This is a genomic window from Shouchella rhizosphaerae (assembly GCF_036700015.1).
Lineage (GTDB): Bacteria > Bacillota > Bacilli > Bacillales > Bacillaceae_D > Shouchella > Shouchella rhizosphaerae.
The window spans coordinates 1,582,353-1,606,471 of the sequence record NZ_CP144921.1 but is presented as its reverse complement, the minus strand read 5'-3'; the positions used below and the strand labels follow the sequence as shown (position 1 = coordinate 1,606,471).

21 protein-coding genes are annotated in these 24,119 nt (G+C 46.6%); 18 read left to right on the top strand and 3 right to left on the bottom strand.

All coding sequences use genetic code 11. The features are described 5' to 3' along the window. Positions 1-119: 119 nt before the first annotated feature. Positions 120-2,246, bottom strand: coding sequence for a transglycosylase domain-containing protein (locus tag V5G21_RS08065; RefSeq protein WP_011248733.1), 2,127 nt, complete (start codon positions 2,244-2,246; stop codon positions 120-122). 159 nt (positions 2,247-2,405) lie between these two features. Between V5G21_RS08065 and speE the strand changes: the two genes are divergently transcribed. From speE to V5G21_RS08040, 5 genes are all read left to right on the top strand, one after another. Beyond that, positions 2,406-3,233: a spermidine synthase gene (speE, locus tag V5G21_RS08060; protein ID WP_011248732.1), complete on the top strand. Its 828-nt coding sequence runs from the start codon at positions 2,406-2,408 to the stop codon at positions 3,231-3,233. An 11-nt stretch (positions 3,234-3,244) separates the two neighbouring features. Then, complete coding sequence (gene speB / locus V5G21_RS08055) at positions 3,245-4,123, top strand: agmatinase (protein ID WP_011248731.1); 879 nt, start codon at positions 3,245-3,247, stop codon at positions 4,121-4,123. A gap of 115 nt (positions 4,124-4,238) precedes the next feature. Then, on the top strand, positions 4,239-4,670 hold the full coding sequence (locus tag V5G21_RS08050) for a DUF1934 domain-containing protein (protein WP_011248730.1): 432 nt from the start codon (positions 4,239-4,241) through the stop codon (positions 4,668-4,670). A gap of 211 nt (positions 4,671-4,881) precedes the next feature. Then, the gene (gene argS / locus V5G21_RS08045; protein WP_095316613.1) at positions 4,882-6,552 is read left to right on the top strand and encodes an arginine--tRNA ligase; all 1,671 of its coding nucleotides are present in this window, start codon (positions 4,882-4,884) and stop codon (positions 6,550-6,552) included. A 2-nt stretch (positions 6,553-6,554) separates the two neighbouring features. Beyond that, positions 6,555-7,031: a DUF456 domain-containing protein gene (locus tag V5G21_RS08040; protein WP_011248728.1), complete on the top strand. Its 477-nt coding sequence runs from the start codon at positions 6,555-6,557 to the stop codon at positions 7,029-7,031. A 112-nt stretch (positions 7,032-7,143) separates the two neighbouring features. On the opposite strand, the gene cls is transcribed toward V5G21_RS08040, so the two are convergent. Beyond that, entirely contained in the window at positions 7,144-8,340 is a 1,197-nt protein-coding gene (gene cls, locus V5G21_RS08035; RefSeq protein WP_063609736.1) for a cardiolipin synthase, read from the bottom strand. A gap of 186 nt (positions 8,341-8,526) precedes the next feature. Between cls and V5G21_RS08030 the strand changes: the two genes are divergently transcribed. The 7 genes from V5G21_RS08030 (at position 8,527) to V5G21_RS08000 (ending at position 17,115) form a co-directional block, all read left to right on the top strand. Then, positions 8,527-10,608, top strand: coding sequence for a (Fe-S)-binding protein (locus tag V5G21_RS08030; protein ID WP_063609737.1), 2,082 nt, complete (start codon positions 8,527-8,529; stop codon positions 10,606-10,608). 83 nt (positions 10,609-10,691) lie between these two features. After that, a complete protein-coding gene (locus tag V5G21_RS08025; RefSeq protein WP_095254581.1) occupies positions 10,692-11,876 on the top strand; it encodes an acetyl-CoA C-acetyltransferase in 1,185 nt (394 codons plus the stop codon). Then, positions 11,873-12,724, top strand: coding sequence for a 3-hydroxybutyryl-CoA dehydrogenase (locus V5G21_RS08020; RefSeq protein ID WP_095316612.1), 852 nt, complete (start codon positions 11,873-11,875; stop codon positions 12,722-12,724). The genes V5G21_RS08025 and V5G21_RS08020 overlap by 4 nt, the downstream gene beginning before the upstream one ends. After that, positions 12,717-13,859 (top strand): acyl-CoA dehydrogenase, encoded by a 1,143-nt coding sequence (locus tag V5G21_RS08015; protein ID WP_063609740.1) that lies wholly within the window; start codon positions 12,717-12,719, stop codon positions 13,857-13,859. The genes V5G21_RS08020 and V5G21_RS08015 overlap by 8 nt, the downstream gene beginning before the upstream one ends. A 69-nt stretch (positions 13,860-13,928) precedes the next feature. Then, positions 13,929-14,555: a TetR/AcrR family transcriptional regulator gene (locus tag V5G21_RS08010; RefSeq protein ID WP_095326598.1), complete on the top strand. Its 627-nt coding sequence runs from the start codon at positions 13,929-13,931 to the stop codon at positions 14,553-14,555. 242 nt (positions 14,556-14,797) lie between these two features. Continuing rightward, positions 14,798-15,304 carry a DNA-directed RNA polymerase subunit delta gene (gene rpoE, locus V5G21_RS08005; protein WP_304527033.1) on the top strand — a complete coding sequence of 169 codons (507 nt, stop codon included), beginning with the start codon at positions 14,798-14,800 and terminating at the stop codon, positions 15,302-15,304. 206 nt (positions 15,305-15,510) lie between these two features. Beyond that, positions 15,511-17,115: a CTP synthase gene (locus V5G21_RS08000; protein WP_073304447.1), complete on the top strand. Its 1,605-nt coding sequence runs from the start codon at positions 15,511-15,513 to the stop codon at positions 17,113-17,115. A 113-nt stretch (positions 17,116-17,228) separates the two neighbouring features. On the opposite strand, the gene V5G21_RS07995 is transcribed toward V5G21_RS08000, so the two are convergent. Beyond that, the gene (locus tag V5G21_RS07995) at positions 17,229-17,747 is read right to left on the bottom strand and encodes a DUF2529 domain-containing protein (protein WP_338465454.1); all 519 of its coding nucleotides are present in this window, start codon (positions 17,745-17,747) and stop codon (positions 17,229-17,231) included. Between the two features lie 159 nt (positions 17,748-17,906). Between V5G21_RS07995 and V5G21_RS07990 the strand changes: the two genes are divergently transcribed. The 6 genes from V5G21_RS07990 to rho all read left to right on the top strand — a co-directional run bounded on the left by V5G21_RS07990 (position 17,907) and on the right by rho (position 24,022). Continuing rightward, positions 17,907-18,269 (top strand): response regulator, encoded by a 363-nt coding sequence (locus V5G21_RS07990; protein WP_011248718.1) that lies wholly within the window; start codon positions 17,907-17,909, stop codon positions 18,267-18,269. Positions 18,270-18,503: 234 nt separating this feature from the next. Beyond that, positions 18,504-19,367 carry a class II fructose-1,6-bisphosphate aldolase gene (gene fba, locus V5G21_RS07985; protein WP_011248717.1) on the top strand — a complete coding sequence of 288 codons (864 nt, stop codon included), beginning with the start codon at positions 18,504-18,506 and terminating at the stop codon, positions 19,365-19,367. Positions 19,368-19,513: 146 nt separating this feature from the next. Next, the gene (fsa, locus tag V5G21_RS07980) at positions 19,514-20,164 is read left to right on the top strand and encodes a fructose-6-phosphate aldolase (RefSeq protein WP_011248716.1); all 651 of its coding nucleotides are present in this window, start codon (positions 19,514-19,516) and stop codon (positions 20,162-20,164) included. Between the two features lie 84 nt (positions 20,165-20,248). Further along, entirely contained in the window at positions 20,249-21,535 is a 1,287-nt protein-coding gene (locus V5G21_RS07975) for a UDP-N-acetylglucosamine 1-carboxyvinyltransferase (protein WP_011248715.1), read from the top strand. Positions 21,536-21,567: 32 nt separating this feature from the next. Beyond that, positions 21,568-22,533, top strand: coding sequence for a class II fructose-bisphosphatase (gene glpX, locus V5G21_RS07970; protein WP_073304449.1), 966 nt, complete (start codon positions 21,568-21,570; stop codon positions 22,531-22,533). A 220-nt stretch (positions 22,534-22,753) separates the two neighbouring features. Further along, a complete protein-coding gene (gene rho / locus V5G21_RS07965) occupies positions 22,754-24,022 on the top strand; it encodes a transcription termination factor Rho (RefSeq protein ID WP_011248713.1) in 1,269 nt (422 codons plus the stop codon). Positions 24,023-24,119 lie beyond the last annotated feature (97 nt).

Genomic DNA, 24,119 nt, shown 5'->3' with positions numbered 1-24,119 from the left:
CTATTCGCATCTTCCCTCGGCTGCACTCCTCGTCTGACAAGCGTTTTCTATCAGTCTGAGGGCGGTTATCGACTTTGTCGACAACCTCAGAGCTGCACAAACGTGCAGCTTCTTTTCGCTTATTCAGTGGCGGGACTCTCTTCACCTTCATCAAGAATGGTTGGCCCAGAGGGATCACTCGGGTCACCGTCTTCAATGCTAAACCATTTAAAGAAACGTTTGAAAAAGCCTGGATCTTTCGTTTCTGGCTCTTCTTGTAAGTCTTCGGCTGCCTCTGGCTCAGCGCAAGTATTTACAGGAGCAGTTCCTGCTAAAAAGTAAGTCGTGCGGCCATTAGGACAGGCGTCGCTCGTTAACAACCCAGTGTGGGGGTCAATGTCAACGGCTTCAACCCCTGGCGGTTCTTTAAACGGAAGCTTTAGTTCATTGGCCATCGCTGCTTCCATAAAGTCCGCCCAAATCCGTTTCGAGATTTGCCCTTCAACCGATTGATTGATGTCTTTGTCTTTATCAAAACCAACCCACACAGCAGTAACAAGCTGTGGTGTATAGCCAACCATCCAGCTGTCCCGAGGTGTTGATCCAGATTTTCCGGCTGTCGGGTGCGTTAGCTGTGCGGCTACGCTTGCACCGGTAACCGATGTGTAGCTGTTTAGCGCCGGTTCAAATACGCCGCGCAACATGTCGGTCAGCACAAAGGCTGTATCTTCACGGAGGACTTGGCGGACAGGCGGTTTTTGTTCGTAGACTTTGTTTCCCTCGCCGTCACGCACTTGGCGTATGAATACCGGTTCCCGTTGTTTTCCTCCGTCGGCTAAAGCCGCGTAAGCATTGGCGATATCGAGGACGGTGACAGGTTGTGCCCCTAAAGCAAGGGAAGGGCGGTTTTCAAATGTACCGAGTCCCAGTTTTTCAGAGACATTTACTAGTTCGTCTGTCCCAATAGACAAATGCGTTTTCATCGCATAAATATTGTCTGAGTAAGCGATGGCTTCAAGCATTGTAATAAAATCATTGGCGTAAATGTCGTTGTAGTTACTCGGAGCGTAGTCTTCTCGGCCATCATCATAGGAAAAGGATGTCGCTTCACTTAAAAACGTCGATACGGGCGTAAAACCGTTCTCGAGTGCAGCGTAATACAAAAAGGGTTTAATGGTCGACCCAGGGTTGCGCATGGCCTGTGTAGCGCGGTTATAGGAACTTTCATTGTAATCTGTGCCGCCGACAAGCGCCTTTACTTCCCCATTGCGTGGGTCCATGGCGATCAGGGCGACTTGCAGCCCGTTGTCGGGCATATGCTTTTCGACCAAATCTTCGGCCTGTTGCTGCAAGGCGGGATCAAGCGTCGTCTCAATGATCAGTCCACCTGTGTCAACGGCCGCTTCGTCCATTTGCGCTTCATTGTGTAGCAGCGCTTTAACATGGTCTTGAAAATAAGGCGCGATTTCTTCTTCCTCTTTATCAGCTTCGTCCGCAAAAACCAGTTTTTCCGCTTTTGCTTTGTCTGCTTCTGCCTCCTCAATCATGCCTTCCCCAACCATGCTATCCAAAATCAGCTCTTGCCTGCTTTTCGCTTTTTCGAGATCATTCAATGGCGAATAGTAGCTTGGTCCTTTCGGAATGCCTGCAAGCATTGCCGCTTCTGCCAATGACACGTCTTTTGCCGATTTCCCAAAGAAATGCTGTGCAGCTGCTTCAACTCCATAGGCGCCATGCCCATAATAGACGGTGTTTAAGTAACCAGCTAAAATCTCGTCTTTTGAAAAATTCATCTCCAAACGGAGTGCGTAAAGCAGCTCATTCCATTTCCGCATATAGGTTTTTTCGTGGCTCAAATAAAGGTTACGTGCGTATTGTTGCGTAATGGTGCTCGCCCCTTGTGCTTTTGAGCCAGATTGCAAATTGGCAAGGAGCGCTCCGCCGATTCGTTTAAGGTCAAAGCCGTAATGGGAGTAAAACTTTCGGTCTTCAATCGCGATTGTTGCTTGCAACAAATAAGGTGACATTTCTGTTAGCGGGAGAGAAAAGCGGTTTTGACCGGCTTCTTCTTTCCCCATAACCGTTCCGTCTGCCGCCAAAAACTGTGTTGTTTGCACGGCGTCAATTGGTGGGGGGCCTTGCATGCGCGTATAAGATAATAATAGAATAATGCCTAACGCGATGACGATAAGAGAAAGCAACAAAAGCCGCCAAATAAGCCTGATTTTGCGAAAGCGTTTCCGCTTTTTGCGCGTAACTGTCTGCATGACTTTTCATCCTTTCCCCGGCAACTTGTTTAGTATACAGTTTGGGAAAAAAGCGGTTTTTTTAAACCTTGTTGTCTTTGCAATTCGTAACGCATCCGCTATACTTGCTTTGGGCGTAAGGAAAATCATATGCCTAGCGAGATATGAGAGGTGACAAGCATGGAGTTTTGGTTTACAGAAAAACAAACAGAACGATTTGGCATTACGATGAAGATAAAACGGACGCTTCACACGGAGAAGACAGACTTCCAACAGCTTGATATGGTGGAAACGGAAGAGTTTGGCAACATGTTGCTTCTTGACGGCATGGTAATGACGACAGAAAAGGATGAATTTGTTTACCATGAAATGGTGACACATGTCCCTTTATTCACGCACCCGAACCCGAAGCATGTCCTTGTAGTAGGTGGCGGCGACGGCGGGGCGATCCGAGAAATTCTTAAGCATCCTTCTGTTGAAAAAGCGACGTTGGTCGATATTGATGGGAAGGTCATTGAATACTCGAAAACCTATTTGCCGACAATTGCCTGTGCTTTAGAAGATGAACGTGTTGACGTGAAAGTCGCTGACGGGTTTATGCATATCGCCCAATCAGCAAATGAGTATGACGTGATTATGGTCGATTCGACGGAGCCTGTCGGACCAGCTGCTAAACTGTTTGAGCGTGGGTTTTATGAAGGGATTTCCAAAGCGTTAAAAGAAGATGGCATTTTTGTTGCGCAAACGGATAACCCATGGTTCCATCAGGAACTAGTGTCTAATGTGTACAAAGACGTAAAAGAGATCTTTCCGATTACCCGTTTGTACACCGCCAATATTCCTACCTACCCAAGCGGCATGTGGACGTTTACGATCGGTTCTAAAAAACACGATCCTCTTGCTGTAGAAGCAACGCGCTTTCATGATGTCCAAACGAAATATTATACGCCAGACATCCACCGTGCCGCGTTTGTGCTGCCGAAATTCGTCCAGGACTTACTTAAATAGGAGGCTTTTACATGCGATTTGACGAGGCATACTCAGGCAAAGTGTTTATTATGAGCCGCGCCAGTTATGAAGAGGCAGATGCCGTCATTTACGGCATGCCGATGGACTGGACCGTTTCCTTTCGTCCAGGTTCCCGTTTTGGCCCGGCGCGGATCCGTGAAGCTTCCTTAGGGCTTGAAGAATACAGCCCCTATGCCGACAAGCATTTGGAAGAAATCAACTATTTTGATGCAGGCGACATTCCTTTGCCATTTGGCAATGCAGCGCGAAGCCTAGACATTGTGGAGGAATACGTTGATTCCCTTTTAGCAGATGGCAAGTTCCCTCTAGGCCTGGGCGGCGAACATTTGCTGTCATGGCCGATTTTTAAAGCGATGTATCGGAAATATCCCGACTTAGCGATCATCCATATTGATGCCCATGCTGACTTGCGCGAACAATATGAAGGCGAGGCGCTATCCCATTCTACGCCGATTCGCAAAGCGTGTGAGCTAATTGGAGCCGAGAACGTTTATTCATTTGGCATCCGCTCAGGCATGCGTGAGGAATTTGCTTACGCAAAGGAAGCAGGTATGCATCTCTATAAATTTGACGTGGCAGAGCCGTTAAAAAACGTGCTGCCCCATCTATCAGGGCGGCCCGTTTACATTACGATTGACATTGATGTATTGGATCCGGCACACGCGCCTGGCACAGGCACAGCCGAAGCTGGGGGGATTACGTCAAAAGAGCTGCTCGAAGCGCAAATGCTGCTCTCCCAAGCAGACATTCAAATTGTAGGCGCTGATCTCGTGGAAGTAGCACCAGCTTATGATCCGACTGAGCAAACAGCCATTGCTGCCAGCAAGTTTGTGCGTGAGATGCTTCTCGGTTGGGTGCATAAAAGATAAAGAAACAAGAGATGCAGATTGCACCCCGTCCCTAAACCCAGTAAAATAGGAAAAAGAACGCGCTTCGCGGATTTGTGTGCGGCTAGCAGATCATATAGAATGGATGTTTTGATGAATGAAGCGAAAAGTGAAAATCTCTTTTCAAACTACAACATTTATACAAGGGCAACAGCCGGATGCGTTCTCGTTTGATACGGAAGGCGACCTTTATATAAAAGGGAGTGCCTCGTATTTGCGCTTTAAAGAAACACATGCCCATAAACAGGATGTATTTTCAACGATGAAATGGGACGGCCGCGAGCTCATGCTAATCCGGCAAGGGACGATCATTATGCGGCAAAGTTTTCTTGCAAAAGAAGAAACGTATGGACGGTATGTCACGCCTGAAGCTTCATGGGAAACAAAAGCGCGGACAGATACATTGCTTGTGCAGCTGCCGACAGGAGCTAAACAAAAGGGCAGAATTTATGTGCGCTACCAATTCTTCTTGCAAGGTCAGCTAACGGGAGAGCATGAAATCCGATTGGCAGTCGAACGAATCGAATAGGTCAGAACAGGATAATACAAGGAATGTGCCAATCATCCTTGTATTTTTTTGCTCTGAAAGGCAGAAGCCCTTGAAGCTCGTTGCCTGATTCGGCTAAACTACGGATAGACAAGTCGGTTTCAGCCATTTTCTAATCCATAGCGACAAACGTGGATGGGGAGCACTTGATGGAATGAATACCAATTAGAGACAAATAAGGAGCCTATGAAGAATGAACCATATGGAACGCAAAAAAGAACAGTTGCGCGTGGAAGTGCGCCGTGCCGTTTTACAGGCGGAACTTGCTACAGAATCAGAAGTGCCGTCTGTCCTTTTGGAAGCGCCAAAGGACAAAGCGCATGGCGACTTTGCCACGAATATCGCCATGCAGCTTGCGCGAATCGCTAAAAAGGCGCCGCGGGCTATTGCAGAAGAGCTAGTGGCCAACTTTGACCGTAAACAGGCAGGCATTGAAAAAATCGAAATCGCTGGCCCTGGCTTTATTAACTTTTTTTTGGATAATGGCTATTTGCGTGAGTTGATCCCGCAAGTCCTCACTGAAAAGGATGACTACGGCAGCAGTGACGTGGGGCAAGGCGAGAAAGTGTTAATTGAATTTGTGTCAGCCAATCCGACAGGAGACTTGCATTTAGGCCACGCCCGTGGGGCTGCAGTCGGCGACACAATCGCCAATATTATGGATAAAGCCGGCTACAAAGTGTCACGGGAGTATTACATTAATGACGCAGGCAACCAAATCGAAAACTTGGCAGCTTCTTTAAATGCCCGCTATTTACAAGTGCTCGGAGAAGACCAACCAATGCCGGAAGACGGTTACCACGGCCAAGACATTATTGATATTGCCAAGCAGCTTGTCGACGAAGCGGGCGATCAATATCGCCAACTCGATGAAAAAGAGCGGTTAGCATTCATGCGCGACTATGGCTTGAAAAAAGAGCTTGAAAAAATTAAACAAGATTTAAACGCATACCGCGTTGAATTCGACAAATGGTTTTCTGAGACGTCTCTTTATGAATCGGGGCAAGTCGAGCGGGGGTTGCAAGTCCTTAAAGATAAAAATGAAACATACGAAAAGGACGGGGCGACATGGCTACGCTCAACTGCTTATGGCGATGACAAAGACCGGGTGCTTGTGAAACAAGACGGCACGTATACGTACTTAACGCCAGACATTTCGTACCATCTTGATAAATTTGACCGTGGGCATGACCGTTTAATTGATGTGCTAGGTGCCGACCATCACGGGTACATTCCAAGAATGCGGGCGGCAATTCAAGCGCTCGGTTATGATCCGGCTCGGTTTAACGTACAAATTATCCAAATGGTAAGCCTGTTCCAAGGCGGCGAAAAAGTCAAAATGAGCAAGCGCACGGGCAAAGCGGTGACGTTGCGTGAATTGATGGAAGAGGTTGGCGTTGATGCGACACGGTATTTCTTTGCGATGCGTAGCCCAGATACTCATCTTGATTTCGATATGGACTTAGCTGTGTCAAAGTCAAATGAAAACCCTGTTTATTACATTCAATACGCACATGCACGGGTATGCAGCATTCTTCGCCAAGGAGAAGAGCTAGGCATCCCTTATAGTGCAAACACGGATTTGTCGCCGATAGCAAGCGAAAAAGAATATGAGTTGCTAAAAGCAATTGGCGAGTTTCCTGGTGCTGTGGCAGAAGCTGCAACAAAGCAAATTCCACAGCGCATTGCTAATTATGCCTATGATTTGGCGCAAGCGCTCCACAGTTTTTATAATGTGACGCGCGTCATTGATACAGAAAACAAGGACTTGTCTGCAGCGCGTTTGGCATTGATGAAAGCGACGCAAATGACTATTAAAAATGCGCTCACCCTGCTAGGGGTGGAAGCGCCAGAGAAGATGTAGCCATGGATACATTATGGTGGCTGGTGATTGCCGTTTTTTTCATTGCCAGTTTTGTTGGTTTAATCGTACCGATTATTCCCTCTGTCCTCGTGTTATGGGGCGGTTTTCTCGTCTATGTGTTTGCTTTAGAGGGCAGCTTGAGCGTTGTGTTTTGGGTAGGCATGGCAGTGCTTACTGTGTTCTTGCTTGTCGTTGACTTGCTTGCCAACATGGCGTTCGTCAAGCGGACAGGCGGTTCTAAATGGGGGGAACGGGCAGCGTTGGTCGGCGTTATTGTTGGTGCATTTGTTGTTCCGCCGTTCGGTTTGATCATCGTCCCGTTTGTGCTTGTTCTCATAGCCGAACTCTTGCAAAAGCAGCCGTTTGAAAAGGCAGTACGAATCGCATTCGCCTCTTTTCTCGCTTTTATAAGCGGCACGCTTGCTAAAGCGGTTGTCCAAATTGTAATGATTGCCTGGTTTTTGATTGAAGTACTCTAGCAGCTGGGCCAAAAGAAAGAGTGGCAACCACCTTGTATGGTGGTTGCCACTCTTTTTCGATTATGGTTGGCTCGTTTTATCCTAGGGCGTACGTTACTGTTCAAACGTGCGGTCACAGCAATGGTGAAAGGGGGGCTGCGGTAACTTCTTTCACACGGTCAAGGAGTGGGCGCTTCTGGAGCTGTTCGATTGTAACAGTCATGGAAGCGTGCATATCAGCATGGAGCACAGCGAGGACTGTTTCAATAAATGTCTGGTCATGGGTTAAGCATGACATTTCATCGTTTAGATGAAAACTGCGTTTATCGATATTCGGCGTCCCCACTAAACATGTAGATTGATCGGCTACTACCGCTTTAACATGATAAAATCCTCGATAATAGTGGTAGACAAGCACACCTGCCTGTAGCGCTTCAATTACATAAGGAGTGGCCCCATGCTTAACAAGGGGATGATCTGCTTTTTCAGGGAGGATTAAGGAAACGAAGACGCCTCTTTGCGCCACGTCAATGATGGCATCCATTACGGCCCGTGTCGGGATAAAATAAGGGCTGCCGATGATTAAGCTGTTTTTAGCGCTACGAATAAGCTTAAGCAGTGTTTGTTCAAACTCCGTCCCTTGTGTGCTTATAAACTGCAATGTTTGGCTACCCGCTTGTAAGACTGGGAAAAACGATCTTCGTTCAATATGTTTGCCAGTCGCCGCTTCAAAGTCAGCCAAAAATTGTGTTTGAATGGCACGGCTGCCTTCACCCGTTATACGGACATGAAAATCGCGCCAAAAGCCAAAAAAGGGATTGCGCCCTAAATATTCATCGCCGACGTTATAGCCGCCTAAGTAGCTTGTATGACCGTCGATGATAGCAAGCTTGCGGTGGTTGCGGCGGTTCCAGGAAAAGAAAAACCATGGGCCGCGCACTTTCGCTGCCATTTCCACATCAACGCCGGCAGCCCGTAATTGCTTTTTTGTCCCACGTTGGAGCTTGCAGCCAAATTGGTCAATGAGTAAGCGTACGTCTACCCCTGTTTCTGCTTTAGCGATCAGTTCATCTACCATTCGTTTTCCGATATAATCATCGCGAAAAATATAAAACTGAATATGAATGTGTTTATTTGCCTTGCGGATGTCTTCAAGAAGCCTATCGATAAAGTCTTCACCATTTGTGATCAATTCAATCTTGCTTGCAAGAGGGCCTGTTGAAGTGGCTTGCGATTTTTTCCGAAGTGCTCTGAGGCCCAGTTTGTAATCGAAATAAAGCCAAACGCCAATCACAACCACTAAGGCGAGAATCGTAATGAGGATATTCATAAAAGACCTCCTGGCAACAAGTATTGTCTATAGCTTTTCCTGAATTAGGGTGGTCATGCAAAAGAAAAAAAGTTCATCTGACTGAATGCTCATTCATAAAGATTGTGTTATACTACGCTTAAGAATAGGCGGTAAAGTCGTTTTCCGCACAATAGCTTAAATAGAATATACAAAGGAGGGGTCTTTATGGGCGGTATTAGTACGGGATTGCTTGTAGCAAATTGGATATTGTTCATTTTTGTAACCGGTTACGCCGTTTATTTGTTTGCTTCCCTTGTTGTCACGCGTATTCGTTTTATACAGCTTGGCCAAAAAGCAGAGTTTGATAAAACGATGAAGGAACGGCTTAAGGCCGTTTGGATCAACGCATTTGGTCATAAGAAGCTTATGAAAGACAAAAAAAGCGGCATCATCCATTTCATGTTCTTTTATGGTTTTTTGCTCGTGCAAATCGGAGCGATTGATCTGATTTGGAAAGGGTTAAACCCTGGCAGCCATTTGCCTTTTGGCGCTCTTTACCCGTATTTCACTCTGTTTCAGGAAATCATCGTTGCGATGATTTTAGTAGCGGTTGTTTGGGCTTTTTACAGGCGCTACATGGAAAAGCTCGTCCGCTTAAAACGAGGTTGGAAGGCAGGGCTCGTCCTTATATTTATTGGCGGCTTAATGGTATCAAAGACGCTGGCAAAAGGGTTTGAAATCGTGTGGCACGGAAAAAGCTTGACAGCGTTTGAGCCCCTTGCTTCAGCAGTAGCGTTCTTGGCTAGCTGGCTTCCTACTGGCGCGGCTGCTAGTTTATTTTTCATATGTTGGTGGGCCCATCTGTTGTTTTTATTAAGCTTCCTTGTTTATGTGCCACAATCGAAGCACGCCCATTTAATTGCAGGACCGGCCAATGTCTTTTTAGGGCGCACACACAAAGTCGGGCGCCTTGCGAAAATAGATTTTGAACAGGAGGACGCCGAAGAATTTGGCGTTGGCAAAATTGAAGATTTTAACCAAAAGCAGTTGCTTGATTTGTACGCTTGTGTGGAATGCGGGCGCTGCACCAATATGTGCCCTGCGACAGGCACTGGGAAGATGCTGTCGCCGATGGACTTGTTGTTGCGCATGCGTGACCATTTAACCGAAAAAGGGGCGGCGATCACATCAAGGACGCCGTGGATGCCTGCGTATGCTTTTGCCAATACTCGTGCAAATACGCTGGCAACTGAAAGCGCTCAAGAAGCCGCAGCAGGTTACGATGTGCGTCTAATTGGCGATGTCATTACTGAAGAAGAGATTTGGGCGTGCACGACATGCCGGAATTGTGAAGACCAATGTCCAGTCATGAATGAACACGTTGACAAAATTATCGACTTGCGCCGTTATCTTGTGCTCACAGAAGGAAAAATGGACCCTGAAGCACAGCGAGCGATGCAAAACATTGAACGCCAAGGAAATCCGTGGGGCATTAGTCGAAAAGAACGGGAAAACTGGCGTGATGGCCGTGAGGATATTGAAGTGCCGACCGTAAAGGAATTAAGCAAAAAAGGGGAGACGTTTGAGTATCTGTTCTTTGCTGGTTCAATGGGTGCCTATGACAACCGCAGCCAGAAAATTGCCCAGTCTTTTGCAAAACTTTTAAATGTAGCCGGTGTTTCTTTTGCAATCATTGGCAATAAGGAGAAAAATTCAGGCGATACACCGAGGCGCCTTGGGAACGAGTTTTTGTTCCAAGAACTTGCAAGCGCTAACATTGAACTGTTTAAAAAACATGACGTCAAAAAAATCGTAACGATTGATCCTCACGCATACAATACATTCAAGAATGAATACCCAGAATTCGGCTTGGATGGTGTCGAAATTTATCATCATACCGAACTTCTTGCCAAATTGTTGCAGGAAAATAAATTGACGCCGACGAAAGAAGTGAATGAAACCGTTGTCTTTCACGATTCGTGTTATTTAGGACGTTACAACGATATCTACGATCCGCCACGGGAAATTCTAAAACAAATTCCTGGCGTACGTATTGTTGAAATGGAACGCAACCGTGAGTCAGGCATGTGTTGCGGCGCTGGCGGAGGGATGATGTGGATGGAAGAAGACAAAGGACAACGGGTAAATGTCGCTCGTACAGAGCAAGCGCTTGCTGTTGCTCCGTCTGTCATTGGCAGCGCCTGTCCATATTGTTTGACGATGCTTAGCGACGGCACAAAGTCCCTTGAAAAAGAAGACCAAGTGCTCACACTTGATGTGGCAGAATTATTGGAGCGGGCTATTTAAGGATAAAAACGAACAAGAGGAGCGAAAGCAAATCTTGTTCAAAAATAAAAATGAGCGAGCGTTCGCTCAGGAGGGTGAGCAACATGAAAACAGCTATTGTCAGTGGAGCGAGGACGCCAATTGGAAAAATGGGAGGCGTGCTTTCACCATTAAAAGCCGCCGAACTTGGTGGCATTGTGTTAGAAGAGGCATTGAAACGGGCGCAAGTGAATGCAGAAACAGTCGATGAAGTCATTATGGGGCAAGTGTTGCAAGCAGGGGCTGGCCAGCTTCCATCGAGGCAAGCAGCACATGCGGCCGGCATTCCATGGCGTGCAAAAACCGAAACGATCAACAAAGTATGTGCTTCTGGCATGAGGGCGGTAACCCTTGGCGACTTGTCTATTCGCGCAGGCGAAGCGAGCACAGTTCTCGCTGGTGGAATGGAGTCGATGTCGAATGCTCCTTATTATATGAAGAAAGCACGATTTGGGGCACGAATGGGCGATACGACGTTGCTTGATGGAATGATTTATGATGGGCTGACCTGTTCGTTTAACGATGTGCATATGGGCGTGTATGGGAATAGGACGGCAAACGAACTAAGCATTAGCCGCGAGGAACAGGATCGCTGGGCTGCTAGGAGTCAAGAACGTGCTGTCGCAGCAATTGAAAGCGGTATCATTAATGAAGAGATTGTTTCTGTTTCGGTAAAAGGCAGAAAAGGGGAAACCGTTCTTGTTCGTCAAGACGAGGCGCCGCGCAAAGGAACGACCGTTGATAGCCTTGCTCAACTTAAGCCGGTTTTTGGGAAAGAGGGAACGATTACGGCAGGCAATGCCCCAGGCGTCAATGACGGTGCCTGTGCATTGCTATTAATGGAAGCTGCACAAGCAGAGAAACAAGGCAAGCCAATTTTGGCAACGATTGAAGCCCATCACCGCCTTGCCGTCGAACCATGGGACTTTCCGAAAACACCAGGCCTGGTTATAAGCGAATTATTGGAGAAAACAAAGTTAACTGTTGCGGATATAAGCCGGTTCGAAATCAATGAGGCGTTTGCAGCAGTGGCTTTAGCAAGCAACCAAATAGCTGGATTAGATGAAGAGAAAGTCAATGTCAACGGAGGCGCGGTTGCTTATGGGCACCCAATTGGCGCAAGTGGCGCTCGAATCTTGCTAACGCTTGCTTATGAATTGAAGCGCAGCGGGGGCGGTTATGGGATAGCTTCGATTTGCAGCGGCGGTGGCCAAGGCGATGCCGTATTGTTACATGTGAAAGGGGAATGAGCATGAAAACGTTGATGGTCATTGGCGCCGGGCAAATGGGAGCGGGTATTGCCGAAGTGTTTGCTGCCAAAGGGTTTAACGTGCTCCTGCATGACCGGGAGCTTGAGCTGGCTGAAAAAGGGAAAGCTGGGATCAAGCAAAGGCTCGAACGTTTAGTAGCAAAGGGATATACCGAAGAGCAAGATGTACAACAGACACTGACGCGAATCAAACCAATCGCCGATATTGCTGCATGTGCCGATGCTGAGTTGGTCATTGAAGTAGCAACGGAAAACATGGAAACGAAAAAACACCTATTTAAACGTGCAGACGCTCATGCCCGAGAAGGGGCAATTCTTGCCAGCAATACTTCTTCATTATCGATCACTGAATTGGCAAGCGTTACGAAAAGACCGGAGCATGTTATTGGTATGCATTTTATGAATCCAGTGCCGCGCATGAGGCTAGTAGAAATTATCCGCGGCTTGCAAACATCAGACGCCGTCTATCAACAAGTGCTGGAGCTGACAGAGGCATTAGAGAAAGTCGCTGTCACGTCGCAAGATTATCCAGGGTTTATTGCAAACCGGATTTTAATGCCGATGATTAACGAAGCGATATACACCCTTTATGAAGGCGTTGCTTCTGCAGAAGACATTGATACCGTGATGAAGCTTGGCATGAACCATCCAATGGGCCCGCTTACACTTGCTGATTTTATTGGCCTTGACACATGTTTGGCGATTATGGAAGTACTCCACCAAGGCTTCGGCGACAGCAAATACCGGCCTTGTCCATTGTTGCGTCAATATGTGCAAGCAGGCTGGCTAGGTCGAAAAACGAAAAGGGGGTTTTTCGTGTATGAATAGCCTTCTATTCTCGGAAGAGCAGCAAATGATGCAGAAAATGGTACGTGAATTCTCCAATGACGTCATTGCCCCCGTCGTCGAAGAAATGGAAGAGTCACAATTGTTTCCACGGGATGTACTCAAGCAAATGGGGGAGCTTGGGCTAATGGGTGTTCCTGTGCCTGAAGAGTTTGGCGGCACGGGAATGGACTTTGTTTCTTATATTATAGCCGTACATGAAGTATCTAAAGTTAGTGCAGCAATTGGCTTAATTATGAGCGTTCACACATCCGTAGGAACGATGCCGATCGTAGCGTATGGGACAGAAACACAAAAAAAGGCATATGTTCCAAAGCTTGCTACAGCAGAAGCGATTGGTGCTTTTTGTTTGACTGAACCAAATGCAGGTAGTGATGCGAGGGCGCTGCAAACTCGTGCAGTCAAAAAAGGCGAAGGATATGTGCTTAATGGTTCGAAAGTATTTATTACAAATGGCGGTGAAGCAGACACATACCTTGTCTTTGCTGTCACCGATGCTGACAAGGGGGCTAAAGGCATTTCTTGTTTTATCGTTGAGGCTGGCACCCCAGGCTTAATTGTCGGCAAAAAAGAACGGAAGCTCGGCTTGGCAGGTTCGACAACGACTGAAATCATTTTTGAAGATTGCGAAGTTCCACAAACACAAATGCTTGGCGAAGAGGGGCAAGGGCTAAAAATTGCCTTGAGCAACTTAAATGCAGGGCGAATCGGCATTGCCGCCCAAGCGCTTGGCATCGCTGAGGCGGCCCTTGAGGCGGCTTGCACGTATGCCAATGAACGAAAGCAATTTGGCAAAAAGCTCCTTAACCATCAAGGCTTGGCGTTTAAATTGGCGGATATGGCTACAGAAACAGAGGCGGCAAAGCAATTAACCTATGCAGCGGCTCGACTTAAAGAGGCAGGAACGCCATGCGCGAAAGAAGCGTCAATGGCAAAGCTATTTGCTTCGCGGACGGCTATGGATGTAGCGACAAAGGCGGTTCAAGTCTTTGGTGGCTACGGGTATATGAAGGAGTATCCAGTAGAACGTTATTTTCGAGATGCAAAGGCGTGTGAAATTTACGAAGGAACAAGCGAAATCCAGCAAATGGTTATAGCTAGGCAATTCGAAAAGTAGCCTAGTTCTCAGGAAGGGCAGATGGTATGATAGGAGGAAGACGAGTATGCACCGGGGAGTAGGTTAAATATGTCGAAAAAATTTGTGCCATCAATGGTAAAAGACCAGCAGTTAATTAAAAAAAGACGCGAACAAATTATTAAAGGCGCTGTCCGTCTCTTTATCGCAAAAGGGTTTCACCGGACAACGACAAGGGAAATTGCCAAGGAATCGGGCTTTAGCATCGGCACGTTGTATGAATACATTGGAACGAAGGAAGATGTTCTTTACCTTGTGTGTGATGCCATTTATGATGAAGTGACAGAACGTGTCCGCACGCAACTTCATACAACTGGAACGGCGCTAGAACGTTTAATTACGGCAATCCGCGCTTATTTTGCCGTCGTTGATGACATGCAAGAAGAAGTGCTTGTGATGTATCAAGAAACAAAGTCGTTGCCAAAAGAAACATTGCCTTACGTCCTAAAAAAAGAGCTAGAAATGGTTGAAATCATGACGGAGCTCATAGCTGAATGCGTAAGTGAAGGCGAACTTAACATTTCCGAAAATGAAAGCCGCCAACTTTCCCATAACATTTTAGTAATGGGGCAGATGTGGACGTTCAGGCGCTGGGCTGTGCAAAAAAGCCAAACGATCGAAGCCTATACAAATCAGCAAATTAAGCAACTGCTCGGCGCTTATCTCGTTAAGCGGTAGCGCACGACGACGGATGCGAGCGTTTGCCTACAGTCTGATGCCGCCATCATAGACGTGGCGGCTTTTTACTCGTTCATTCTATTCTGCTCGATTTGCTCTATTCTTCTCCTATCCATAAGATTGGCGCTAGCATTAACAGGGAAATATGTTTATAATGGGACGTATGATTTTAACTACGAATGGCTTACAATAAAAGTAGCGTGATTAAATTGGGTAAATGTGGAAAGGACGTGTAGACTTTGGTGGATTTGCAATCCTTGACAAAAGAAGAGTTGAACGAAATGTCAATGGTAGAAGCCGCTTTTATTGTAATGGCAAACAAGCGGCAGCCTTTTAACTTTTATGATCTCCTTGAAGAAGTCGCTAAGCTAAAAGGAATATCAGAAGCAGAAATGGATGAGCGGATTTCATTCTTATATACAGATTTAAACCTGGACGGGCGCTTTTTAACGCTTGGCGATAACACGTGGGGTTTGCGCTCTTGGTATCCTCATGAACAAGCGGAAGAGGAAATTACACACTCTGCTAAACCAGCCAAACGTCGCAAATCAGGCGATGACGACGGGGAGGAAGAGTACGACCTTGTCGACGAGCTTGAAGAGGATGAGTTTGAAGACTTGGAAGATGAACTGGACGAGTTGGCTGATGAAGAGGACCAGGATGGCGAACGGGATGACTATGACGAGAAAGATGATGCGCTGCCAGGATTTGACGAGGAAGACGGTCAAACGCTTGATGAGGAAGATTAATAGTAGAACTTGACTTCTTGATCTGTTATCGGTAAAATCATTTTTGGGCTTCACATGAGCGTAGATAATGAACATGAATACAAACAAAAGGGGCGCCCCAGCCATGCTGGGTGAGGTGCCGCTTTTGTTTTTTTTATGATATAGCAAAACGGACAGAAGAGCAGACATCGTAAGCATCCCCTGACAAATTCAAAGGAGGAGTCAATATGGCAGCGAAGTATATATTTGTGACAGGCGGAGTCGTATCATCACTTGGAAAAGGGATTACGGCAGCATCACTTGGCCGGCTTTTGAAAAACCGCGGCTTAAAAGTGACCATCCAGAAATTTGACCCATACATTAACGTCGACCCTGGGACGATGAGCCCTTACCAGCACGGGGAAGTTTTTGTTACTGACGACGGTGCCGAGACGGACCTCGATCTAGGCCATTATGAGCGCTTTATTGATATTAATTTAAGCCAGAATTCAAATATTACAACAGGACGCGTGTATTCGACTGTTTTGAAAAAAGAACGCCGTGGCGATTATCTTGGCGGAACAGTTCAAGTTATTCCCCATGTTACCAATGAAATTAAAGAGCGTGTTTTCCGGGCAGGACGGGAAACAGGGGCGGACGTTGTAATTACGGAAATAGGCGGGACCGTTGGCGATATTGAAAGTCTGCCTTTCTTAGAAGCGATTCGCCAAATTAAAAGCGATGTCGGTATGGAAAATGTCTTGTATTTGCATTGTACGTTGATTCCTTACTTAAAAGCAGCGGGGGAAATGAAGTCAAAACCGACGCAGCACTCGGTTAAAGAGTTACGTTCCCTCGGGATTCAACCGAATGTCATTGTCGTTCGTACAGAACGGAAAGTGCCGCAAGATATGAAGGACAAAATTGCCTTATTTTGCGACATCAAAAAGGAAGCTGTCATCGAAGCATGGGATGCTGACACCCTTTATCAAGTGCCCCTTGATTTGCAAGCGCAAAACCTTGACCAAATTGTTTGCGACCATTTGCAGCTAAACTGCCCTGAAGCAAACATGACGGAGTGGAAAGAACTTGTTAACCGGGTGAGTCATCTTTCTGAAAAAGTACGTATTGCGATTGTCGGAAAATACGTCGAGCTTCAAGATGCCTACTTGTCGGTTGCCGAGGCATTGCGCCATGCAGGTTATCATGTCGATGCCGATATTGACATTGATTGGGTGTATGCAGAGCAAGTAAATGATGAAAATGTCGACGAGCTATTAAATAAAGCAGACGGCATTCTCGTGCCAGGGGGTTTCGGTGATCGCGGCATTGAAGGGAAAATTACTGCTATTCGTTATGCCAGGGAAAATAAAGTTCCGTTTCTCGGCATTTGCCTTGGCATGCAGCTTGCTTCTGTGGAGTTTGCGCGTACGGTCCTCGGTTTGAAAGGGGCCAACTCTGCTGAAATAAATCCACAAACGCCTTACCCAATCATCGATTTGTTGCCAGAGCAAAAAGACGTTGAAGACTTGGGCGGTACACTTCGTTTAGGGCTGTACCCTTGCAAACTCCAAGAAGGGACTGCAGCCCGTGCAGCGTATGGCGAAGAAGTCGTTTACGAACGCCACCGCCACCGCTATGAGTTTAACAATGAATATCGGGAACAAATGGAGAAAGCAGGTTTCGTCTTTTCAGGGACAAGCCCTGACGGACGTTTAGTGGAAGTGATCGAGGTGACGGACCATCCGTTCTTTGTGGCGAGCCAATTCCATCCGGAATTTGTTTCCCGCCCAACTCGTCCGCAACCGCTCTTCCGTGAATTTGTTCGTAACGCACTTGCAGCACAAGCTTAGTCATCTCGTTGACCGTTGGTGAGCGAGGAAATGGCTGACATATACGAGAGTGTTTGTCTACAATAGGAGGATTGGCCATGCGGCCAATCCTCTTTTTTTATGGAATGCGCGAGTCAGCAGTATTCTTCAAGAATGTCATGGATAACAAACTTTAGCCCATGGTAGAGGTAAAGGCCCGCAATGACCCCTGGATGACCGATACGTTTTCCCGTTTCATCAGGAACGAGCCCCCCTTTAACACCCGTATCAAGAAACAAATGAGGCGGAGCAAGGCTTGCTGTGCTGGAGGCGTGGCGTGAGGAAACGACAACAGCGGCTATTCCAGCTTGTTCGCAGGCTTTGAGAGCTGCTTGCACACCCTCATGGTTGAGGCTTGGCGCAAACAGCAGACACCGATCTTGTCCAGACAGCGTGCCTTCTTTAGGGAAAGGAGCGGTCCCGGGCATCGATTCATATCCTGTAAAAGCAGCCAATTCGATTGCTTCCATTTCCGCAAACCCCTTTATATAAACGTTCCCTTGTGCGATAATGGCTTGTGCAAGCAGGCGCCCGGCGTCTTCAAGGTGCTCCTCTTGCGTTTCATTGATTGATTTGATTAAGCCGAAAAGCTGTGTGGAGAATATTTTCAGCATGAAAGCCTCCTAATTTTAGAGCATACGTTGTTCGTGCTTTTGTTTTCATTTTATTGACCAATTTCGCAGATTGCAAATAAATTAGAGGGAAAAGCGCGAAATAACGCGAATCATTAACAAAAAAGAAGAATTCTCAGAAACCAATGAAGGGGGCATAGTATGAGTCATAAAGTGCTTATAGTTGATGATCAATTCGGGATACGTGTATTACTGACAGAAGTATTGCAAAAAGATGGATACGAAATGTTTCAAGCTGCGAGCGGGAAAGAAGCGTTGGCGATCCAAGAGGAAGAGGAAATCGACATTGTCTTGTTAGATATGAAAATTCCAGGAATGGACGGTATTGAAATTTTAAAGAAACTAAAAGAAAAGCAACCAGGGATTAAAGTCATTATGATGACAGCATATGGTGAACTAAATTTAGTAAACGAAGCGATGGATCATGGCGCGGTGAGCTACATGGCTAAACCATTTGACATTCAAGAAGTCCGGGCAACGATTCGGGACAATCTTCAAGCCTAGGAACGTTTGTATTGGTATCGCTTACTTTTAAAAACCATTTCTTTCTTAAGTCAATTTTAAAGAACTTATGCTATAATGGAGGCGACCTAAGGATTGCGGCATAGGCGTGGGCTTGATTTTGGCCCGTTTTTATTGGCCAGAATACATAACTTCTTCCGGAAGAGGTTAGCTTAGAAAGAGAATGCTTTATATGATTTGACCACCCCTATGCAGACGAATTTAAGGAGGACAACCATGCCTTTAGTATCTATGAAAGAAATGCTAAACAAAGCAAAAGCAGAAAAGTATGCGGTCGGGCAGTTTAATGTGAACAACCTAGAATTTACGCAAGCGATTTTGCAGGCGGCAGAAGAGGAAAAATCACCAGTCATTCTTGGTGTATCTGAAGGGGCTGCTCGTTACATGGGCGGTTTTAAAACTGTCGTTGGATTGGCGAAGAATTTAATGGAAGAATACAACGTAACCGTGCCTGTTGCTATTCACCTTGACCACGGTTCAAGCTTTGAAAAATGCGTGGAAGCGATTCATGCTGGCTTTACGTCTGTCATGATCGATGGTTCTCATTACCCATTGGAAGAAAATATCGCCCTTACGCAAAAAGTAGTGGACGTTGCCCACGCCCTTGGCGTATCGGTTGAAGCAGAACTTGGCCGAATTGGCGGCCAGGAAGATGACTTGGTTGTCGACGATGCAGAAGCTGCTTATGCCATTCCAGAAGAGTGTAAAGAGCTTGTTGAAGCAACAGGCGTAGATTGCTTCGCGCCTGCACTTGGCTCTGTCCACGGCCCTTACAAAGGCGAACCAAACCTTGGATTTGACCATATGAAGAAAATTGACAGCCTCGTTGGCATTCCTCTTGTCCTTCACGGCGGCACAGGCATTCCAACAAAAGACATTCAAAAGGCGATTGAGTTTGGCCACGCCAAAATCAACGTGAACACGGAAAACCAAATCGCTTCTGCCAACGCAGTCCGGGAAACGCTTGACGCCAAACCGGAACTGTATGATCCGCGTAAATACCTTGGCCCAGCTAGGGACGCCATTAAAGCAACGGTCATTGGCAAGATGAGAGAATTTGGTTCTTCGAACAAAGCGTAAACAATTCGAATAAAAGCAGTCGCAGGGACTGCTTTTATTCTCATTTTTGATTGTAACCGTTTTTTTTTATTATGACCCGGCCAAATCATCCACTACTTAGCACATAAAATGAGTATGATTGCTTTTAATAAGGAGGCTTTACCAAGATGAAATTCTTCGTAGATACAGCAAATATAAATGAAATTAAGGAAGCAAATGAACTTGGTATTTTAGATGGAGTAACGACCAACCCTTCACTTGTCGCAAAGGAAGGCGTTGATTTCCATGAGCGCATTGCCGAAATTGCAAAGCTCGTTCCAGGAAGCGTTAGCGCAGAAGTCATCTCCTTGGATGCGGAAGGCATGATTGAAGAAGGGAAAACGCTTGCCGCCATTTCAGAAAATATTACGGTTAAAGTGCCGATGACAGTGGACGGCTTAAAGGCGGTAAAAGCATTTGCTGAACTAGGCATTAAAACGAATGTAACGTTGATTTTTTCAGTGCCACAAGCTTTGCTTGCAGCCCGTGCTGGCGCTACATACGTTTCGCCATTTTTAGGGCGTTTAGACGACATCGGCCACGATGGGTTGCAGTTAATCTCTGATATTGCTGACATCTTTTCAACTCACGGGCTGCCAACGCAAATTATTGCTGCATCTGTTCGCCACCCTGTCCATGTGAGCGAAGCTGCAAAACGTGGTGCCCATATTGCGACTATTCCATTGAACGTCATTAAACAGTTGACAGGGCATCCCCTTACAGATAAAGGGATTGAAAAGTTTCTTGCGGATTGGAACAAAGAGAATGTCGAAAAATAAGGAAACTCGTACTTTTTTAGCGGACTCTGGCTATACTGGATAAAGATATGCGCGTTTGATCCAGTGAAAAAGGAAGGGATTGCAATGCAAAAGCTTTTGATTGAAGGCGGCCATACATTAGAAGGCACGGTGTCGATCAGCGGTGCTAAAAACAGCGCTGTAGCCCTTATACCTGCGGCGATATTGGCAGACAGCGCGGTTGTCATTGATAACTTACCGGTCATTTCAGATGTAGACTTATTGGCAGAGCTTCTTCGCGAAATTGGCGGGGACGTTGATTTAGGCAATCAAACAATGACCATACATCCAGAAAAGATGGTAGCGATGCCGCTTCCTAATGGCAGAGTAAAAAAGCTGCGAGCTTCGTATTACTTAATGGGTGCGATGCTCGGCAAATTCAAAAAAGCCGTTATTGGCTTACCGGGCGGTTGCAATTTAGGCCCGAGGCCGATTGACCAGCACATTAAAGGATTTGAGGCCCTTGGCGCACAAGTAACGAATGAGCAAGGCGCGATTTATTTGCGTGCTAATGAGCTTCGAGGCGCAAAAATTTATTTGGACGTCGTCAGCGTGGGGGCGACGATTAACATCATGCTTGCTGCCGTTCGGGCGAAGGGCCGAACGATCATTGAAAACGCGGCAAAGGAACCGGAAATTATTGATGTGGCGACGCTGCTTACGAGTATGGGAGCGAAAATAAAAGGGGCAGGGACCAATGTGATTCGAATTGACGGTGTCGATCATTTGCAAGGATGCCGCCACTCGATCATTCCTGACCGGATTGAAGCAGGGACGTACATGATTATGGCGGCGGCCATGGGCCGGCGTGTCCACATTGACAATGTGATCCCGACGCATCTTGAGTCGGTTACGGCTAAATTGCGGGAAATGGGAACGACTGTCGAAGAGTATGATGACCAGTTGATCATTAGCGGTATGGATCCAAAAAAAGGTGTTGATATAAAAACACTTGTATATCCAGGCTTTCCGACTGATTTGCAGCAGCCATTTACAAGCTTGTTAACGAGCGCAGAAGGCACAAGCATTGTAACAGATACCATTTACGACGCCCGTTTTAAGCATGTCGATGAACTAAGACGCATGGGGGCAAGTGTTAAAGTGGAAGGGCGTTCTTCGATTGTGAATGGCAAGTCGTCTTTGCAAGGGGCGAAAGTCAAGGCAAGCGACTTGCGTGCCGGAGCGGCATTAGTCATTGCCGGATTAATGGCTGAAGGCATTACTGAAGTATCAGGACTTGAACATATTGACCGAGGTTATGAACATCTCGAAACGAAGTTGACAAGACTAGGCGCGAAAGTATGGCGGGAAGAGCTGACAGAGGAAGAGCTTGAGCAAGTGAAGCAATCATAACGATTTTTGCTCGAAATGTGGAGGGAGATAGAGTGGAACGTAGTTTATCAATGGAGCTTGTCCGAGTAACTGAAGCAGCAGCGCTAGCTTCTGGGCGTTGGATGGGCCTTGGCAATAAGGAAGAAGCGGACCGTGCGGCTACGGAAGCGATGCGCGATGTGTTTGACACGATCCCGATGAAAGGGACAGTCGTAATTGGGGAAGGGGAAATGGACGAGGCGCCGATGCTTTATATTGGCGAAAAGCTCGGCAATGGCTATGGCCCACGTGTGGACGTGGCCGTCGATCCTTTAGAAGGGACAAACATTGTCGCATACGGGCAATGGAACGCACTGGCTGTTCTTGCAGTTGCTGACCACGGCCATTTGCTTCATGCGCCTGACATGTATATGGACAAGCTTGCAGTAGGACCAGAGGCTGTGGGGAATGTCGATATCGATGCTCCAGTCATCGATAATTTAAAGGCGGTAGCCAAAGCTAAGAACAAAGACGTAGAAGACCTTGTCGTCGTCATTTTAAACCGCAAGCGCCACGAGAAGCTCATTCATGAAGTGCGCGAAGCAGGGGCCCGCATTAAATTGTTGCCTGACGGAGATGTGGCAGCTGCTGTTAATACCGGTTTTGACGATACGGGCGTCGATTTGCTAATGGGTTCTGGCGGCGCCCCTGAAGGTGTCCTTGCAGCGGCAGGGTTGAAATGCCTTGGCGGTGATTTTCAAGGAAGGCTCTTGCCCCAATCGGATGGAGAACTTGAGCGCTGCAAACAAATGGGCATTGAGGATACAAGCAAGCTGTTTCGCATGGAAGACTTGGTGAGCGGCGATGATTGCATATTTGCGGCAACGGGTGTAACAGACGGTGAATTGCTGACAGGTGTACGCTACAAAGGCACAAAAGCGATTACACAGTCGTTAGTCATGCGAGCAAAATCAGGAACTGTACGCTTCGTTGACGGTACTCATAGCATGAAAAAGAAGCCAAAACTCGTCATTCGCTAACAATATAAAAGGGAAGGGCGCGATTCTTCCCTTTTTTGATTGATTATTTTCAGCAACTATGGTTAAAATAGGATTTAGCAAGCCTTTATCCCTTCTTGTTTAAGATGTACTCTCCATAGACCTTCCTTATGTTTATCCAATCGTAGTGGAATTTAAAAACAGCATTATAGGCGGGCGCTTTCTGCCTTATTTTATTTACAAAAAAGTGTGGTGGCCTTATATGAGCTTAAATATTGCTGATTTAGAGAGCATGACATTGAAAGAATTATATGAACACGCAAAAGCGTTTAAAGTCTCTTATTACAGCAAACTAACAAAACGAGAATTAATTTTTGCTATTTTAAAAGGGCAAGCAGAACAAGATGGGCTTTTGTTTATGGAAGGTGTCCTTGAAATTATCCAAAGCGAAGGTTTTGGTTTCTTGCGCCCAATCAATTATTTGCCAAGCACAGAAGACATTTATATTTCTGCTTCGCAAATCCGCCGGTTTGACTTGCGTAATGGCGACAAAGTTTCTGGCAAGGTCAGACCTCCAAAGGACAATGAGCGCTACCATGGCTTGCTCCATGTTGAGGCGGTCAATGGTGAAGCTCCAGAGACATCCCGTGAACGTCCCCATTTCCCTGCGCTCACACCTCTTTATCCTGAACAAAAAATTGATCTTGAGTCAAAGCCGGGACGAATTTCTTCACGCATTATTGATATGGTTTCGCCAGTCGGATTTGGCCAACGTGGCCTCATTGTCGCCCCGCCAAAAGCCGGCAAAACCTCTCTAATGAAAGAAGTCGCAAATAGCATTGCCGAAAAGCATCCCCATGTGGAACTAATTGTATTGCTAATTGATGAGCGCCCTGAAGAAGTAACCGATATGGAACGCTCCATTGATGGTGAAGTGGTCAGTTCGACGTTTGATGAAGTCCCAGAAAACCATATTAAAGTAGCGGAGCTTGTCCTAGAACGGGCAATGCGCTTAGTCGAACATAAAAAAGATGTGGTTATTCTCATGGACTCGATTACTCGGTTGGCACGGGCCTACAACCTTGTCATCCCACCGAGCGGTCGCACACTCTCAGGTGGCATAGACCCTGCCGCGTTTCACCGTCCGAAGCGCTTCTTTGGCGCAGCGCGCAATATTGAGGAAGGCGGCAGCCTGACGATACTAGCGACTGCCCTTGTTGAAACGGGTTCACGGATGGACGATGTCATTTATGAAGAATTTAAAGGGACGGGCAATATGGAACTGCATCTTGACCGCCGCCTCGCTGAACGCCGGATCTTCCCGGCTATTGACATCCGCCGTTCAGGAACGCGGAAAGAAGAGCTGTTAATGCCGAAATCGCAGTTGGACAAATTATGGACGATCCGTAAAACAATGAATGAGTCTGCTGATTTTACAGACCAGTTTATCCGCCGCGTTAAAGAAACAAAAACAAATATTGAGTTCTTTGAGGCAATGGAATCGGAAATGGCAGGAAAAAAGCGGAATTGACTTGGACAAACTTTAGGTTGCAAACGGTCTGTTGACTTGATATAATTTCGATTATGTGAGAACTCTGTTTCGAAGAGATTCAGGGCAAAAGGAGATG

Excerpts from the sequence above, each read along its gene's own strand:
- V5G21_RS08020 (WP_095316612.1), top strand. The coding sequence starts at position 11,873 with ATGAGCATGAAAACGTTGATGGTCATTGGCGCCGGGCAAATGGGAGCG.
- argS (WP_095316613.1), top strand. The coding sequence starts at position 4,882 with ATGAACCATATGGAACGCAAAAAAGAACAGTTGCGCGTGGAAGTGCGC.
- V5G21_RS08000 (WP_073304447.1), top strand. The coding sequence starts at position 15,511 with ATGGCAGCGAAGTATATATTTGTGACAGGCGGAGTCGTATCATCACTT.
- V5G21_RS07990 (WP_011248718.1), top strand. The coding sequence starts at position 17,907 with ATGAGTCATAAAGTGCTTATAGTTGATGATCAATTCGGGATACGTGTA.
- V5G21_RS08010 (WP_095326598.1), top strand. The coding sequence starts at position 13,929 with ATGTCGAAAAAATTTGTGCCATCAATGGTAAAAGACCAGCAGTTAATT.
- rho (WP_011248713.1), top strand. The coding sequence starts at position 22,754 with ATGAGCTTAAATATTGCTGATTTAGAGAGCATGACATTGAAAGAATTA.
- fsa (WP_011248716.1), top strand. The coding sequence starts at position 19,514 with ATGAAATTCTTCGTAGATACAGCAAATATAAATGAAATTAAGGAAGCA.
- V5G21_RS08025 (WP_095254581.1), top strand. The coding sequence starts at position 10,692 with ATGAAAACAGCTATTGTCAGTGGAGCGAGGACGCCAATTGGAAAAATG.
- V5G21_RS08015 (WP_063609740.1), top strand. The coding sequence starts at position 12,717 with ATGAATAGCCTTCTATTCTCGGAAGAGCAGCAAATGATGCAGAAAATG.
- V5G21_RS08065 (WP_011248733.1), bottom strand. The coding sequence starts at position 2,246 with ATGCAGACAGTTACGCGCAAAAAGCGGAAACGCTTTCGCAAAATCAGG.
- fba (WP_011248717.1), top strand. The coding sequence starts at position 18,504 with ATGCCTTTAGTATCTATGAAAGAAATGCTAAACAAAGCAAAAGCAGAA.
- cls (WP_063609736.1), bottom strand. The coding sequence starts at position 8,340 with ATGAATATCCTCATTACGATTCTCGCCTTAGTGGTTGTGATTGGCGTT.
- V5G21_RS07995 (WP_338465454.1), bottom strand. The coding sequence starts at position 17,747 with ATGCTGAAAATATTCTCCACACAGCTTTTCGGCTTAATCAAATCAATC.
- V5G21_RS08050 (WP_011248730.1), top strand. The coding sequence starts at position 4,239 with ATGAAGCGAAAAGTGAAAATCTCTTTTCAAACTACAACATTTATACAA.
- V5G21_RS08040 (WP_011248728.1), top strand. The coding sequence starts at position 6,555 with ATGGATACATTATGGTGGCTGGTGATTGCCGTTTTTTTCATTGCCAGT.
- V5G21_RS08030 (WP_063609737.1), top strand. The coding sequence starts at position 8,527 with ATGGGCGGTATTAGTACGGGATTGCTTGTAGCAAATTGGATATTGTTC.
- speB (WP_011248731.1), top strand. The coding sequence starts at position 3,245 with ATGCGATTTGACGAGGCATACTCAGGCAAAGTGTTTATTATGAGCCGC.
- V5G21_RS07975 (WP_011248715.1), top strand. The coding sequence starts at position 20,249 with ATGCAAAAGCTTTTGATTGAAGGCGGCCATACATTAGAAGGCACGGTG.
- speE (WP_011248732.1), top strand. The coding sequence starts at position 2,406 with ATGGAGTTTTGGTTTACAGAAAAACAAACAGAACGATTTGGCATTACG.